Annotated in this window: 12 protein-coding genes; 3 read left to right on the top strand and 9 right to left on the bottom strand. The window is 53.7% G+C overall.

From position 1 onward, the window contains the following. Positions 1-7 precede the first annotated feature (7 nt). Positions 8-946 carry an HpcH/HpaI aldolase/citrate lyase family protein gene (locus CYR55_RS06680; RefSeq protein WP_101815376.1) on the top strand — a complete coding sequence of 313 codons (939 nt, stop codon included), beginning with the start codon at positions 8-10 and terminating at the stop codon, positions 944-946. An 8-nt stretch (positions 947-954) separates the two neighbouring features. Here the strand turns inward: CYR55_RS06680 and CYR55_RS06675 are convergent, their stop codons facing one another. Beyond that, entirely contained in the window at positions 955-1,854 is a 900-nt protein-coding gene (locus CYR55_RS06675) for an alpha/beta hydrolase (protein WP_101815375.1), read from the bottom strand. Positions 1,855-2,124: 270 nt separating this feature from the next. After that, positions 2,125-2,997: a LysR family transcriptional regulator gene (locus CYR55_RS06670; protein WP_101815374.1), complete on the bottom strand. Its 873-nt coding sequence runs from the start codon at positions 2,995-2,997 to the stop codon at positions 2,125-2,127. 96 nt (positions 2,998-3,093) lie between these two features. Between CYR55_RS06670 and CYR55_RS06665 the strand changes: the two genes are divergently transcribed. Both CYR55_RS06665 and CYR55_RS06660 read left to right on the top strand, forming a co-directional pair. Continuing rightward, on the top strand, positions 3,094-4,266 hold the full coding sequence (locus tag CYR55_RS06665; RefSeq protein WP_241522101.1) for a YbfB/YjiJ family MFS transporter: 1,173 nt from the start codon (positions 3,094-3,096) through the stop codon (positions 4,264-4,266). Between the two features lie 125 nt (positions 4,267-4,391). Beyond that, complete coding sequence (locus tag CYR55_RS06660; RefSeq protein WP_101815373.1) at positions 4,392-5,024, top strand: LysE family translocator; 633 nt, start codon at positions 4,392-4,394, stop codon at positions 5,022-5,024. Positions 5,025-5,214: 190 nt separating this feature from the next. Here CYR55_RS06660 and CYR55_RS06655 read toward each other — a convergent pair whose 3' ends face one another. The 7 genes from CYR55_RS06655 to CYR55_RS06625 form a co-directional block, all read right to left on the bottom strand. After that, the gene (locus CYR55_RS06655; RefSeq protein WP_101815372.1) at positions 5,215-6,207 is read right to left on the bottom strand and encodes a replication initiation protein; all 993 of its coding nucleotides are present in this window, start codon (positions 6,205-6,207) and stop codon (positions 5,215-5,217) included. Between the two features lie 1,361 nt (positions 6,208-7,568). Then, a complete protein-coding gene (locus CYR55_RS06650) occupies positions 7,569-7,769 on the bottom strand; it encodes a plasmid partition protein ParG (RefSeq protein WP_241522107.1) in 201 nt (66 codons plus the stop codon). A gap of 2 nt (positions 7,770-7,771) precedes the next feature. After that, positions 7,772-8,398 (bottom strand): ParA family partition ATPase, encoded by a 627-nt coding sequence (gene parA, locus CYR55_RS06645; RefSeq protein WP_101815370.1) that lies wholly within the window; start codon positions 8,396-8,398, stop codon positions 7,772-7,774. 1,419 nt (positions 8,399-9,817) lie between these two features. Further along, positions 9,818-10,978: a M20 aminoacylase family protein gene (locus CYR55_RS06640; protein WP_101815369.1), complete on the bottom strand. Its 1,161-nt coding sequence runs from the start codon at positions 10,976-10,978 to the stop codon at positions 9,818-9,820. Between the two features lie 949 nt (positions 10,979-11,927). Then, complete coding sequence (locus tag CYR55_RS06635; RefSeq protein WP_101815368.1) at positions 11,928-12,338, bottom strand: H-NS family histone-like protein; 411 nt, start codon at positions 12,336-12,338, stop codon at positions 11,928-11,930. Positions 12,339-13,057: 719 nt separating this feature from the next. Continuing rightward, entirely contained in the window at positions 13,058-13,507 is a 450-nt protein-coding gene (locus CYR55_RS06630) for a DUF4385 domain-containing protein (RefSeq protein ID WP_101815367.1), read from the bottom strand. Positions 13,508-13,629: 122 nt separating this feature from the next. Further along, positions 13,630-14,706, bottom strand: coding sequence for a L,D-transpeptidase family protein (locus tag CYR55_RS06625; RefSeq protein WP_101815366.1), 1,077 nt, complete (start codon positions 14,704-14,706; stop codon positions 13,630-13,632). Positions 14,707-14,970: the final 264 nt, after the last annotated feature.

Here is a 14,970-nt window from a genome sequence, read left to right as displayed (position 1 = left end):
GAGGACGATGAAACTGATTACGCCAAACGATCTGGGTGCCACCATGTATGTCCCTGCCACCCATCCGGAGCTGACCGCCATTACGCAGGGCAGGAAATACCCGGAGCTGTTATCGATGGTGATCTGCCTGGAAGATGCGGTACTGGAGCGCGATATTCCGCAGGCGCTGGCGAACCTGCGCCGGACCCTGACGGCGCTGAGCAGCGGGCAGCCGGGCAACGACGGCCCGCTGCTGTTTATCCGCCCGCGTAACGCAGAGATGGCCGCGGCACTGATTAACGACGCCTCTCTGAGCCTGGCCGCCGTAGACGGGCTGGTCTTGCCGAAATTTACCCTGGATTCGCTGGAGACCTGGCTGGCGCTGACCGCCGGAACCCATCTGCGTTGGATGCCGACGCTGGAAGATCCCCAGGTGTATGACGTCAGCCGGATGCAGGCGCTGGCCGATGCCCTGCGTGCGCATGCGGCTGACCGGGTACTGGCCTTACGTATTGGCGGTAACGATCTGATGAGTGTGCTGGGGCTGCGCCGTAGCCGGGAACATACGCTGTATGAAGGGCCGCTCGGGTATGTGATCAAAATGCTGGTCAGCGTGTTTGGTTCGCGCGGCTTCGCCCTCACCTCCCCGGTGTGTGAGCTGATCGACTCGCCGGAGATGCTGATCCGTGAACTGAAACAGGACATGCTGCACGGCATGGTGGGGAAAACGGCTATTCACCCCAGCCAGATCGCGATTATTCACGGTGCGCTGAAAGTGGCACCGCGCGACTATCAGGAAGCGTTGCGCATCCTGAATGCAGACAGCGCGGTCTTTAAATCTGACGGCGCGATGTGTGAACCGGCCACCCATGTTAACTGGGCGCACCGCATCATTCAGCTGGGGCAGAAATATGGCTATGTTGACCCTTCCGCCCCTGATGCAGAGCGCATTAACCACGTCGGCTAACGACCCGGTCAGCGGGCAAAGTGGTCCAGCAGCGCATCCTGTAATGCCAGAGGCATCACCGTCTGGTGTGACTGGCCGGGGTAGAGCATAAAACTCACATGCTCTTTCCCAGCCGGGGCCGTTTGCAGAGTCCAGGCCAGTTCCCGCACGCCGTCCACCATGGCCCGTTGCTGACGGTGTTTCGCCAGCAACTCACGCTGTTTTTCCGGCAGGGTCATTTCGCTCTGCTGAAGCGATTGCTCAAACTCTCCGACCGTCAGCCGCATTCTTTCCGGCCAGACCGGAGAGGTCTGTTTCAGGGTTTGCGCAGCAAGTTTGTTCAGATAGCGATCATTCCACCACACCGACGGGCTGGCAGCATAAATATGCCGGAACGCCTGCGGATGCGTCAGGCCGGTATACACCGCAAACAAGCCGCCATAAGAGTGGCCGAACAGCGCCTGCTGGTGGGTGTTAATCGGCCATTGGGCAGCAATATGCGGTTTCAGCACCGTTTCAACAAAGTGATAAAAGGCCTGGGCATTACCCGGCGCACCCGGTGGGTAAGTGCCGCCTGCAGGGTTACTCTCCAGCGTGACCTGTTCCGTCGCCGGGCGGTAATCCACATCCCGCCGTGATGCGCCCGGGTACCCCACCGCCACAATCACCCCCGGCTGCATCTCGCAGCGTGCGCAGCTGTCAGCTGACATCATGCCGGCCGCCAGCGGGAAGGTGGCGTTGCCGTCGAGCAGGTAGATCACCGGCCAGCCGGCGGCCGGGGGCGCCCCTTCCGGCACATAGGTCATCACCTGATAGTCGCCGCCGCCGGAAGAGAGGGTTTCCACCTGTGAGCCGGGCAACGTATAGCCCTGCCCCGCCAGTGCAGTGGTGGTCAGGCAGAGCCCGAGCAGAAGGAAAAGTGCGCGCATGATGTTGCTCCCTGTAGATGGGCGGCAAGACGTCATGCCCGCTTAAGGCCCACCTCTTTTCGCCCACATTGTGAATGGCCGCCCCTGTCAGGTACGGCGCTGAACGGTTTTTTCAGCGGCAAAACAGTAGCACAGGGCACCAGCATATCGCTAATAATTCTCATTTAGATTGAAGCGAAAGGCTACAGAATCCCATAATCCTGTAATCCCAGGACTTCATGATTCTGGGATTACAGGATTACAGGATTACAGGATTACAGGATTACAGGATTATGAATCGCTGGGGTATTGGCGGTCAAGCAACCCGATCAGCGCGTCCAGATTCGTATTGCGGGTACCTTTGCGCCAAATCAACCAGATATCGGCAATAGTATTATCCCCGGTCAGGGCGTGGGCCGTGACCCGCGCCGCCCCCGGCAGCGTCTGTAATACGGATTCCTGAATCAGCGCAATGCCGGCACCGGTGCTCACACACGCCAGCATACTGTGGTAAGACTCAATTTCGACAATCCGTTTCGGCTGCACATGGCCTTCGTCGAACCATTTCCCTAACCGCCGCCGGTAAGAGCAGGTATTACGGAATGCAAATACCGCATCGTCCGTGACATCCTGCGGGCCATGAATGGGCGCATGATCGCGCGCTGAGATCAGCACCATCTTCTCTTTATAAAGCGGGATGCCCTCCAGCTCCGGCGGCAGGCTCATCACATCGGTGAACGCGGCGGCATAGCGCCAGTTAATCACACTCTCGGTGACCTCGTCGGATAAGCCGGTAAACAGCTCCAGCGTGACGTTAGGGTAACGGTTGTGATAAGCCGCCATCACATCCGGCAGCCGAATCGCCGCCGTGCTTTCTACCGCGCCCAGGGTGAACAGGCCGCCCGGCTCCTGACGCTGAATAGAGCGCCTCCCCTCCTCCGCCAGTTCCAGCAGGCGGGTGGCGTAGCCAAGGAAATTTTTGCCCTCTGCCGACAGATGGATGCGTTGTTTCTCACGGATGAACAACTGGCAGCCCAGCTCCTCTTCCAGCTGGCGGATGCGGGTGGTGATATTGGAAGGCACTTTATGCAATTGCCGGGCAGCGCCGGTAATCGAACCCAGCATCGCCGCCGCCCGGAAATACTCAAGTTGTGTAAAATCCATATTCTTCTCCAGAGAACAACTTTTTAATTATTATTCATTATACAAGAATTACTCCAACGGATAGTCTGCCGCAGTCATCTTTTTTGGAGAAGCGTTGTGTCACCTATCCGTGTTGCCCTGACCGGGTTTTTTACCCTTATCGCTGTAATGGGAATGGGCCGTTTTTCCCTGACCCCGCAGTTGCCCCTGATGTTGCAGGAGCATGGCGTGTCGTTGTCTTCTGCCGGGCTGCTGGCCTCAATGAACTACATCGGTTATCTGGCAGGCGCCCTTTACGCGATGCGCCTGCGTAAACAGCATGCCTGGTATCTGCGCGTTGGATTATGGATAACCATCGCGGCGACGCTGCTTTCCGCCTTTACGCCTTACTTTGTGGTACAGGCGATTCTGCGTTTTATTGCCGGGCTCGGGGGAGCCTGGGCGTTAATCCTGATTACCGCCTGGACACAAGACCGGCTGGCTGCCGCCCAGGCACCCCGCCTGTCGGCCGCTGTGTTTAGCGGGCCGGGGGCCGGCATCATGTTGACCGGGATTCTGGCCCTGGTGCTGACCCATTATCACGCCTCTTCCGCGCAGGGCTGGCTGGTGTACGGGGGCGTCGCGCTGCTGATCGGCCTCTGTTTACGCCGCGCATTACCGGATGAAATTCACCGGGCGCAGGCCACGACCCCTGCGCCGTTTCACTGGTCACCTTCGCTGAAAAAGCTGCTGATCACCTATACGCTGGCCGGTTTTGGTTACATTTTGCCCGCAACCTTTTTATCTCAGCTGGCAAATGTGATGTTCCCCCACAGCACGCTGGCTGCCCTGTTCTGGCCGCTGTTTGGTCTGGCCGCTATCGCCGGGGTGATGGCCGTGATGTTTCTGGGTACCCGCCTGCCGACGCAGCTGCGCCTGACCCTGACATTGGTGTTGCAGGCGCTGGGCGTTGCGTCTGTGGTAGCACTTCCCGGCACAGGCGGGCTGGTGGTGGGGACGTTGCTGACCGGCGGAGGCTTCCTCGCCATTATGCAGCTTGCCATGCGGATGGGGCGCGAAATCGCCCCCAGCCAGACAGCGCAGGTGGTAGGGATACTGACCACCGGCTACGCAACCGGGCAGCTGGTGGGGCCGCTGGTATCGTCAGCCAGTGTGCACCTGTTTGGATCGCTCTCCCCTGCACTGGGTGTGGCGGCGGCGGGCCTGTTGGTCGCGGCGGGGGTGACGGCGTGGAATCGCCCGGTAGTGAACGCCGAACCTGTCGTTCGCTGTGAACAGCCCGGCAATTAACCATAAATGCTTTCAGGCCGCCGTTGCGGCCTTTTTTATCGCGTATTTCCCTGCCCCGTTTAAAAGCGGTTGCCTGCCACGCTCAGAATCTCTTTAACTATTCCTTTCACTCAGGAGATAAGCAGATGATTGAGATGACAAAACTTTTGCCGTTTGCGGCGATTGCGCTGGGCATGGTGCTGACACCCGGCCCCAATATGATTTATTTGATCTCGCGGTCGCTTTGTCAGGGACGAAAAGCCGGGCTGATCTCCTTGGCCGGGGTGGCGCTGGGGTTTGTGTTTTATATGCTGTGCGCCGCGCTGGGGATCACCGCCTTGTTGATGGCGGTTCCTTTTGCTTACGACACACTGCGCATCGGCGGCGCACTCTATCTGCTTTATCTCGCCTGGCAGGCGGTAAAACCGGGGGGCCGGTCACCCTTTCAGCTCAGGACATTGACGCCGGACAGCCCGCACAAGCTGTTTACCATGGGGCTGGTCACGAACCTGCTGAACCCAAAAGCCGCGGTGCTCTACCTCTCTCTATTGCCGCAATTTATTGTCCCCGCACATGGGCATGTGCTGGCGCAGTCGATCACCCTGGGAATGACGCAAATTGCCATCAGCGTCGTGGTGAATGCGTTAATCGCGGTATCCGCCGGGACACTGGCGGCATTCCTGGCCGGGCGGCCGGTGTGGCTGCGTGTACAGCGCTGGCTGATGGGCACCGTTCTGGCGACCCTGGCATTGCGGATGGTGGCGGATAACCGTACCTGATAGCGCAGAAGCGGGTCAGAAAGCAGGGGGGCAGCACAAAATAGTGATGTGCCCCCTTTCTGATATTTCACTTGAATTTTCTGAAATTCTTCGGTTTCGCAAAAGTTATTCACAGAAACGGGGGATAACTCTGTGCGTTACTTGGGTGAGACCTTGCATGATATTTACCTGCTCACCACACAAGCGCCGGTCAGCCCTTGGCAGGTGTGCGTTTACAGCGGGCATTTACTTCAGCCATCACCGCTTTCTGGCTGACTTTATCGCCAATGGTTTTGTACCACCCGGCCAGCTTGCGCAAATCGGGTAAGGCCACCTTTTCAGCCTTGTCATAATCCAGCAGCTTGACGCGGTACTCTTCAAAAATCTCAATACAGCTGCGCGCCCACTCCCCTTCCAGATCAGAACCGACTGATGCCCGCGGCCGGCGAGGCAACCGGGGCCGCAAAGGCTTGGTTGCTTCCGGGCAGGACTCATCCATATACGCAAATTTCACCGCAATCACCGTGCGGCCGCTTTTAATCGGCTCCCAGACCACGGAGATATCCGTATTGGCATTGATACGGTTGATTGTCGGCTCCAGCAATTTCTGGCGGAAGTCGCGGTAGTCCTCATATTTCCCGGCCAGCCCCGCTTTTTCCCGCATCCAGGCAAGATCCAGCGTGACTTCAATGGCTTTTGTGCTGCGGCGGCCATACAGGTTTTTCGCTTTGATCAACCAGCCATAGAGCCTGACGGAAAACGGCGTATCCAGCTTGGCAATATTGGTGAAGTTGAGTTTGGTAAAAGACTCTTTGAGCTCATAGAGATAGGGCGCTACATCCTGGCCGAAGCGCAGTACCACGGCACTGTGGTCATCGCTGCTGACATACTCCAGGCGGGAAAACCAGGAAAGCTGTACCGTACGGATTTTGCCGGTTTTACCGTCGGGCTTATAGATGGTCACCGGTTTTTTCATCAGGCTTTCCGCCGCTTCCCGCAACTGCCGGTGGCTGCTGGAGGGGTTGACCCCATAGATACGCTGATAATCTTGTGGAAAAAGGCGGTAAAGGGTATCCGGTTGAGGTTTCCTGCTGTCAATTTGTGCCAGCGCCAGGTTGAGCAACCGCATCTCATCCAGCGTGACGCTGTAGGCGCCTTCCAGGAGATCGTTACCCTGAACCACAGTCAGTTTGTTGAGTTCCATGAAGCAGGATCCTAAGTGGAATGTCTTTAAATTATTCCACATAAAAAATAGCGGCGTAAAGTAAAAACAGTCACGGTAATTTATTGAATATAAACTATTTTTCCAGATGATCTTTTTTCCTGAACAGGAAATTATTCCACATAAGGTTTTTGGGATGTTTAAAGGATGTTATCCGGCAGGGCCTTTTTTCGCCCCGGCGTAACAGGAAATCTCTCCACCTTTAGCCGGTGTTCCTCATACACGGCGGCCACCTTTCGCTTCACCCGCATTCCGCGGCAGCCACCGCCGGGCATGAAATCTCTCCACCTTTCTTTCCGGCAGCAGCAGCCCGCCCAGCCACCCACAGGAAATCTCTCCACATAACGAGACCCGGAGCGGCGTGCCATACCGGGCTGCCATAACGCCGGCGCTTATTGACCGCACAGCAACATGAAATCTCTCCACCTATGGATTTCTCCCCCGGTGAGCTTGCAAGGCCCTGCCACGTGAACGGGCGAGGAACATGAAATCTTTCCACGTAAGCGACAGCCGGACATGCCCTGTAAAACGCCTGCCAACTAACAGGAAATCTTTCCACGTATCCTGAGCGTGTAACCGCATGACCGGCGGGTCAGGAAAAAGGGGAATCAACAGGAAATCTCTCCACCTATTCAGCAATAAAATGAGACATGAAATTATTCCACATTACCTTTTTCTTCAGATCACGCGCGGCGTGGCTTAGTGTACAAGCAGAAAGATCCTTTTTGATTTCTCCGGGTGTCGAAAAAAAACGCAACAGGAAATCTTTCCACATAAGAACTATCTGAGAAAAATTGGGAAATTTTCCCGACTTTCCCTGACGGCAATCTTATTGAATTTTAAGTTTTTATTAAGAAGTTAGATAAGCAGAAGCTGTAACAGGATCAGGGGATAAGAACAGTGCTAAGACAGAGAGAGACCATGAAATTTCTCCACCTTAGCGGCAGGCAGGGCAAGCGTGGAAAAATGACAAATATGCTAATAGGGTGTAAATAAGATCCGAATCAACCAAAAGTTATCAACAGGAAAAAACTCCACATATAAAAGCTTAGCAAGATCAGTAAGTTATCCACAGGAAATCTTTCCACATTAAGCATGAAATCTCTCCACATTAAACATGAAATCTCTCCACGTGTGGCATGAAATCTCTCCACATATCACCTTCTAATGTGTTGATCTTAAAACCGAAAAAGGAGCCTTAAAGAGAAAGATCTAAACTAAAAAAGAAACAAACCATTATGATGATCCTGGATCTAACAGCGATCTTAAGGGCAGGATCCATGGCCGGGCGGGAGGAGAGGCGTGTTTTGAAACATCAGGGCCAGCGCGGCCCTGAAGGGGGATCACTGCTCGTTATGAGCCAGCCAGCCTTGGATCAACTCCGTCAACACATCACGCATTTCACGATCCTTCATGAAACAGGTGGTCTTAAAACGGCGGTGAAGATCCTCGTCGATGTTTGTTTGCAGCTTCTTCTGCGAGGCAGAAGGCTTAGCAACAGCATCCAGTGCAGTGGCCAGCTGTTTGTGTTGGCCCAGTTTCATTTTCAATTGAGCAGCTCCAGAATCTCTTTCGTCATGATTTCAATTTCACCTTTGGCATTGCCATCAGTGGTATCGAACACGGTTCCGCCATCAAGCATGGTGCGGATATAGACCTGGCGTTGTGTCGTACCGGTCTTCAGCGCGGGAACGCCGGTATCCGCAATCGACTCTTTCAGCACATCCAGCATCTTGGCAGAGGCCACTTTTTTGGTGATCAGGAAACGGGCGATGATAGGTTGCAGGTTTTCACGTGCCTCAACCACCGCCAGAATCGCACCACAGGCCGCAAAGTCCAACGGTGAGGGGGTAACAGGGATCAGCACCAAATCGCTCACCATGACCGCTGCAGACGAAATGGCAGAGATCGCTGCTGCGCCGTCGATGACCACGTAGTCATACTCTTTGAGTTGCTTACGGACGGTATAGACCTCTTTCTCAGACGCTGCCTCCGCCAGATCAAACAGGCATTTCTCTTCTTCGTACCAGTTACTGATGCTGCCCTGAGGGTCGGTGTCCACCATCACAACCTTGTGCCCCTGCCTGGCAAGGCAGGTCGCAATATTGATGGAGGTTGTGGTTTTCCCTACCCCACCCTTTCCGTTGAGGAAAGCGATGATTTTTGCTGCCATGAGCTCACCTTATAATCTCAGGATTCCAGGATTCTAGGATTCCAGAATCCTGAGATTACAGGATGCCGGATTAGTGTGCTCACTATAATGAAAGTTAACGGATTCTTCAATCATATGATTCTGGAATCCCAGGATTACAGGATTCCAGAATCCTGGAATCCTGAAGAGGGGTTTTTCACGGCTGATCACCAGCATGGCGTTGCCGGCAAGTTCAGGGGTAAAGAGAGGCACTGCGCGCCGTTTTATCGGGGAATAGGTTCTCCTTTTTCATGACCATATCAGCCCCCTTCTGGAAAGAGAATTTCCTGCCCGCCAAGGCGATTTAGTAAGAAAAATGAAAATGATATGTAACGACGGGCATCGTGATAATCCTGGGATTCTGTCATCCTGGAATCCCAGGATGAGCTGTTTTCTGCGCTGATCAAAGATTGCGTTATGGGGCAAAGAGGAGAGGAATTTTGTGCATTTTAGGAGCGCCTCGGGAAGCCTCTTTTTTAAGAATCTCTGAAGCAAAATACCGGCACCCAACGAGTGCGGTAATCCCTTAGCATTAAAATCATGACGGCCACTATCATCGGTGTCGCGAGGGTTAGTGTACAGCTGAGCGGAGAGACGTTAACGTCTGCCCTCTGGTACAAAATCATTGATACCATGTATGGATTGAAGGGGAAAAGCCGATCTGCAAGCCGGCGGATTTTTACTGGGTATCGGTGCCGGTCAGTAATTGCAGCGCGCCGCAGGGGCTGATCACTAAGGCTTTCACCCTGCATAAATTCACGAGCCATGAGGCGGGAATGAACGCGGCATATTTTGACTGCCAAGGGTGCAATGGCGATATGTGGAGTAATTTCCTGTGGCCCGATGAATGATACCGCTTGCCGGCAGACACAGGCCGCCACACGCTTTGCATAATCCCAGAATCCCAGAATCCCAGAATCCCAGAATCCCAGAATCCCAGAATCATGAGATAACAGGATTCTCTGTTTTCAATGTATTGCCTAAAAGGCTATTGCCGCTTTATGGGTTAAAGACTCATCCTGTTCAGCATCCCAGCATCCCAGCATCCCAGCATCCCAGCATCCCAGCATCCCAGTATCCCAGCATCCCAGGATTGTAGGATTCCAGAATCCCAGGATACTAAGAAACATAACAGGAAATCTTTCCACCTATTTTTAGAAAGCCAATCGCCCTGGGTGCGGCACAGTCGCTTAACGATCGCGGCTTCCGGTAGCTATGAGAAACGCATCCACGCTTATGTGGAAAGATTTCCTGTAAGGGAGACATTTTCCGTTGAAGAAGCACTGGACATGGCCAGAAGGCCATACCATCCTGAGATTACAGGATTACAGGATTACAGGATTACAGGATTACAGGATTACAGGATTACAGGATTACAGGATTACGAAGTGCGAAAAATTATTACCCGTTGGCCGGCATCAGATTTTCAGCCAGGGTCGTCCACAGCGTAATACCGGTTTCGATCAGGGCATCATTAAAATCATAGGCGGAACTGTGCAGGGAAGGGGAGGGGTGCGCGCCGTCGGTGCCAAGCCAGAAGTACGCGCCGGGGCAAGCCTGCAACATAAAGGCAAAATCTTCTGAGGCCATAGAGGGATTAATCCCAAACGTCACCTTAGATTCACCAACAGCCTGTTTTGCTGCCCGGCAAACCTGTTCCGCCCAGTAAGCATGATTTACCGTCACCGGGTAGCCCCGCTGATAATCCATGGTGCCGCGCACCCCAAAAGATTGCGGCAGGTAAGTAACAAACTCGCCAATCAGCTTTTCAACCCGATCGCGCACGGGCGTCTGAAGACATCGAACCGTCCCTTTAAGCACTGCGCGTTCCGGAATCACATTAATCGCTTCCCCCGCGCTGAGCTGCGTCACGCTGATAACCGCAGAATCCAGCGGGGAGAGCCGGCGCGCAGGAATGGTTTGCAGCGCCAGGATCAGTTCGGCGGCTGCTACGAGGGGGTCGGCCCCCTCATCCGGCATGGCGGCATGGCAGCCTTTACCGGTCAGGGTTACTTCAAAGGTATCCAGAGACGCCATCATCGCGCCGCTGTTAAGCGCAACCTGCCCCTGGGGTAATCCCGGCCAGTTATGCAGGCCAAAAATGGCATCCATGGGGAATAAGCGAAACAGGCCATCCTCAATCATCCGGCGTGCGCCCGCCAGGTTCTCTTCTGCCGGCTGAAAAACCAGGTGCAGGGTTCCGCTAAAACGCCGGGTCTGGCTAAGGTGTTTTGCGGCGGCTAATAACATCGCGGTATGGCCGTCATGGCCGCAGGCGTGCATCTGCCCGGGGATCTGCGAAACATAGGGATGTTCTGTGTTTTCGGTAATCGGCAGAGCATCCATATCCGCCCGGAAGCCGATAGACGGGCCTGGGCCATTACGCAACGTGCCGACCACGCCTGTGCCGCCCAGGCCGTTATAAACCTCAAACCCAAAGGTTTCCAGCAGGGCCGCGACATGCTGAGCAGTCTTGTGCTCCTGAAAGCCGAGCTCAGGCCAGGCATGAAACTGGTGGCGCCAGGCAATGGCTTCATCAATCAGCGCACGAGAGAGTGTCATGGCAAGGCTCCTGTCTGAATATTATCAGGCCCGGGAAAGGGCAGGGTGAATGGCGTGGCAAAGGTGAGGGCAAGGGTAAGCTCACTTCATTGCAATGCATCAAGCATAGAGTACGTGAAAACAGGCGGGAAAAGAATTTATGTAAAATAGTACTATGGCGATTTTTCCTCCATAGGAAAAGCCGGTTGCTTATATAACACTCTCTGCTTATATCACCTTATGCGATCGCGATTTTCCGGTGAACGCTTTTCCTGAAGACGGGATAACGCCAGGAGCCGGGAGGATATTGCGAAATGCATCTGCGGATTTTGGGCTGGCGGGTATTGCCGGGCGATGCATTAACAGATTTAGCAAGATGATTTTCAGGAAAAATTTATAAAAATGTGATGCTGGCGCTAATGGCGCGACACCGCGATGTACTGCTTTCGGTTATAGCCCGGAACAGAGATTTATAATTATCGTGCCGGAAACAGGGGGCGCAAGCTTTGCACCCATTTGGTGGGGAGTTGCCGCTTTCCGCACATTATCGCGGAGAAGGGAATGATGTTCAGCACAGAATCCTCAGGCGGAAGTAATGGATCCTGTAAATCAGGTCAAATTAAGATTAACCCTAACCGGTGCAAGGCTTCATACTATAAGCCAGCCAGGTTGTGCACACATTCAGTGAAATGTTGTGAACACGATGCAAAAACTGTTTTTTAACGCTGTGGGGTAACACCGCATGATTAACGCTGTGTAGCGTAATAGTGCGCGCGTATGCGTGAGACGCACCTATATACGCAGAAATTTAGCTTATCGCTCAGCCATAAAAAAAACGGCCTGATTATCTCAGGCCGTTTAATTCGTTCAGGGTCACAAAAAAACGCTGTCTCTGAACAATGATATGAGGCATCGGTACTAATCAGTACCAGAAAGTCAGTACCAGAAAGGCTGCCTTGGTATCTCAGAATTACTGCTTAATCAGGAAGCTTTCTAAGGTCTTGCCTGCATCCAGTGCTTCTTTGATCGCTGCCGGAGTACGGCCCTGGCCAGTCCAGGTTTTCAGCTCGCCTTTCTCATCTTTGTATTCATATTTAGCCGGGCGCGGGGCGCGTTTAGCTTTGCCGGTTTTGCTTTTGCTGGCTTCAACAGCCATCAGGTCGCTTGGATCAATACCGTCTGCCAGCAGCATTTCGCGGTATTTTGCTAATTTGTCTTCACGCTCTTTTTGCTCTGCGATCATGGATTGTTCTTCATCACGACGCTCAGAGACAACGGACTCCAATTTGGAGAGCATCTCTTCCAGATCTTGCAAAGAAACTTCACGGGCTTGCGCACGCAGAGTACGAATGTTGTTCAGAACCTTCAAAGTATCGCTCATATCATATCCATTAGTTTAGTTAAACCAGCTATAACGCGCATACTATTGGTTGACCGATGCCGCGTTGTTTCTTTGATTATAATTGTAAACATAACTTGGCCTATTAGGCAAAGGATGTTTGTAAAAAAAAACGTAAAAAATTCTATTACTCCCTGCCGGATTATATAGCACCGGCCGTATCACTTAATCTTGGGAATTTATAGAAACACAGCATTCATTGTGACACCTGGCTATATTGCACTACCTGCCTGTTTTGCCAAAGCGGGCGCGGGATGTTTATGTCCCGGCGCCTTTTAGCAATGTGTGCGAATTAGCACGGTTAATCCAGAGAATTTTACCGGGCGTTGAGGCTGCATTGAGTGGATTTACTTATTGGTGCTCTTTTCTTAACGCAATACAGCCGTAGCAAGCAAAGGTGTCAGCAGGCGCACGTGATAATGCCACCGGCCATGCAGCAATAGAAAATCAGCACTGCCCAGCGGCCGGAAAATCCCTATTTCGCCCCGTTTTTTGGCGGATACGCACAGAGTAATCTGAGAAACAGATTCTGTTTTAACACAAATTATCTGAAAGCCTGTGACCTATTTCCCTGAGAATAATGTTCAGGAGTTTTTTTCAGCACGCAGACTGCCAGGAAAAAAAGAGTACGGTAACTGATTAATAGTAAACATCTTCAACGGCAGGAAGGGCAGGAGAAACCCACTGCCCCACAGGTCTGCCTAGCCATATTGCAGCTGGTGGGCTTTCTTCCGGCGCAGGTAATCCTCATCTTCACGCAGCCGATCCCAATAGGCCTTAAAAATGGCCGCAGCGGCGGCCTTCTCCTCATTGACGCTATAAGGCAGGACATTACCGGCCTCATCATATTTGCGGCCGCCTTTGTGATTGGCGTAACGGCGTGCGCGCGTATACCCCATCTGAATAAACTTACGGGCCATATCCATGCCGACAAAGTCATCCTGCCGGCGGTACTGTTCAAACAGCTGATAAATCGCCTCAGCGGACGCTTTGGCGACCGGTACCGTCCGGAAACGCCAGTAAGGCAGAATTTCGCTCTTATAGGGTTCCACCAGCAATACCCCCTGTTCTCCGCGCCCGACCTGATAGCATTCCGGGTGAAGGCGGAAATCGAGGGTAGTGAAGTCCTGCTCATAGTTGAACGGCGGCATAGGCATAAAATCAACGGCTCCTGAATGAAAAGGCATAACCTAAGCGTAGCAAACCGGCACCAGCACAAAAAAAACGGGAGCCATCAAGGCTCCCGTTACAGGTCATACAAAAAGGCGGGCCGTTAGCCTGCGCTTGGCTCAGTGGCCGCTGGCTGGCTCTCAGCCGGCGCGGTGGCTTCACCGTTCACCGGCTGGATCACCGGCGGCTGCGGTACCACCTGTGGCTGAGGCTCAGCCTGCGGCTGCTCAGTTTCACCCGGCTGCGCCTGCGGCTGGGCTTCCTGCGGGCCGTTCACCTTCACCGGCATCCCGGTACGGGCCTGAATCGCCTGATCCACGTCACTGGTGTTGACGCTGGCGTCACTCAACACCTGGCTGACTACCGGCGTCAGGGTAATCGGCACCGGCTGGGTCGATTTCCATTGCTCTTCCGTCACGGAAAGCGGGTTGTGTACTTCAACGTAGCGGGAGCCATCCGGCTCTACCGTGGCTTTTACCGGTTCATCAATAAACTGCACGCGGGTGCCGACCGGCACATTATCAAACAGCCATTTGATGTCATCAGCACGTAAGCGCACACAGCCGTGGCTGACGCGCAAACCGATGCCGAAATTGGCATTGGTGCCGTGAATCGCATACAGGCGGCCCACATAGAGCGCGTACAGGCCCATTGGGTTATCCGGGCCGGCCGGGAAGACTTCCGGCAGGGTTTCACCGCGCGCTTCATACTCGGCATGCATCGCTTTGGTCGGCGTCCAGGTCGGGCCATCTTTCTTGCGCTGTACCGATGTCACCCAGTTAACCGGCGTGTCTTTGCCCAGCTCACCGATGCCGATAGGCAACACCACCACGGTATTGGTGCCTTTCGGGTAGTAATAGAGGCGCATCTCGGCACTGTTGATCACGATGCCTTCACGCGGGGCGTCCGGCAGGATCAGCTGATGCGGGATAACCAGTTTGCCCGGCAGCGGCAGTAACGGATCGACGCCCGGGTTGGCTTCCATCATGTTGCTCAGGCCCATCTGGAACTGTGCGGCGAAGTGCTCCAGCGGATCGGTGCTGCCTTTCGGCACATCAATGACGATGTTCTCACCCACCAGACGGCTGTTTTTGGCCGGCAGCGGATACACGACCGCAAAGGCAGCCTGGCTATAGGCGGCCACTGCGAAAATTACTGTGAATAATGCGCGTATGCTCATATTGTCGTTTCGTTGATTGTTATGCCAATTGGCAGGGGGTTGAAGTCATGGCCGGGCGCAAGGCGCCAGCTGTGTAGTGTAGTTTTACAAGGTTCCGATAAAAATAAAGATGTGTAACCAATCACATTTTTGGGCTGTGATTATAAAGAATTATTGCCCGGCCGCCACTGTTTGTTAAACAAACAGATCATGCCATTTTTCTTATCTATTTTCGACGGCGGTAATTTGCCTTAATGGGCTGCACAAAATTGTGCAGGTGCCCCG

Source organism: Chimaeribacter californicus (genome assembly GCF_002858675.1).
GTDB classification, from domain to species: Bacteria; Pseudomonadota; Gammaproteobacteria; order Enterobacterales; family Enterobacteriaceae; genus Chimaeribacter; species Chimaeribacter californicus.
The sequence above is the reverse complement of the archived record's forward strand: the minus strand, read 5'-3'. Positions and strand labels throughout refer to the sequence as shown.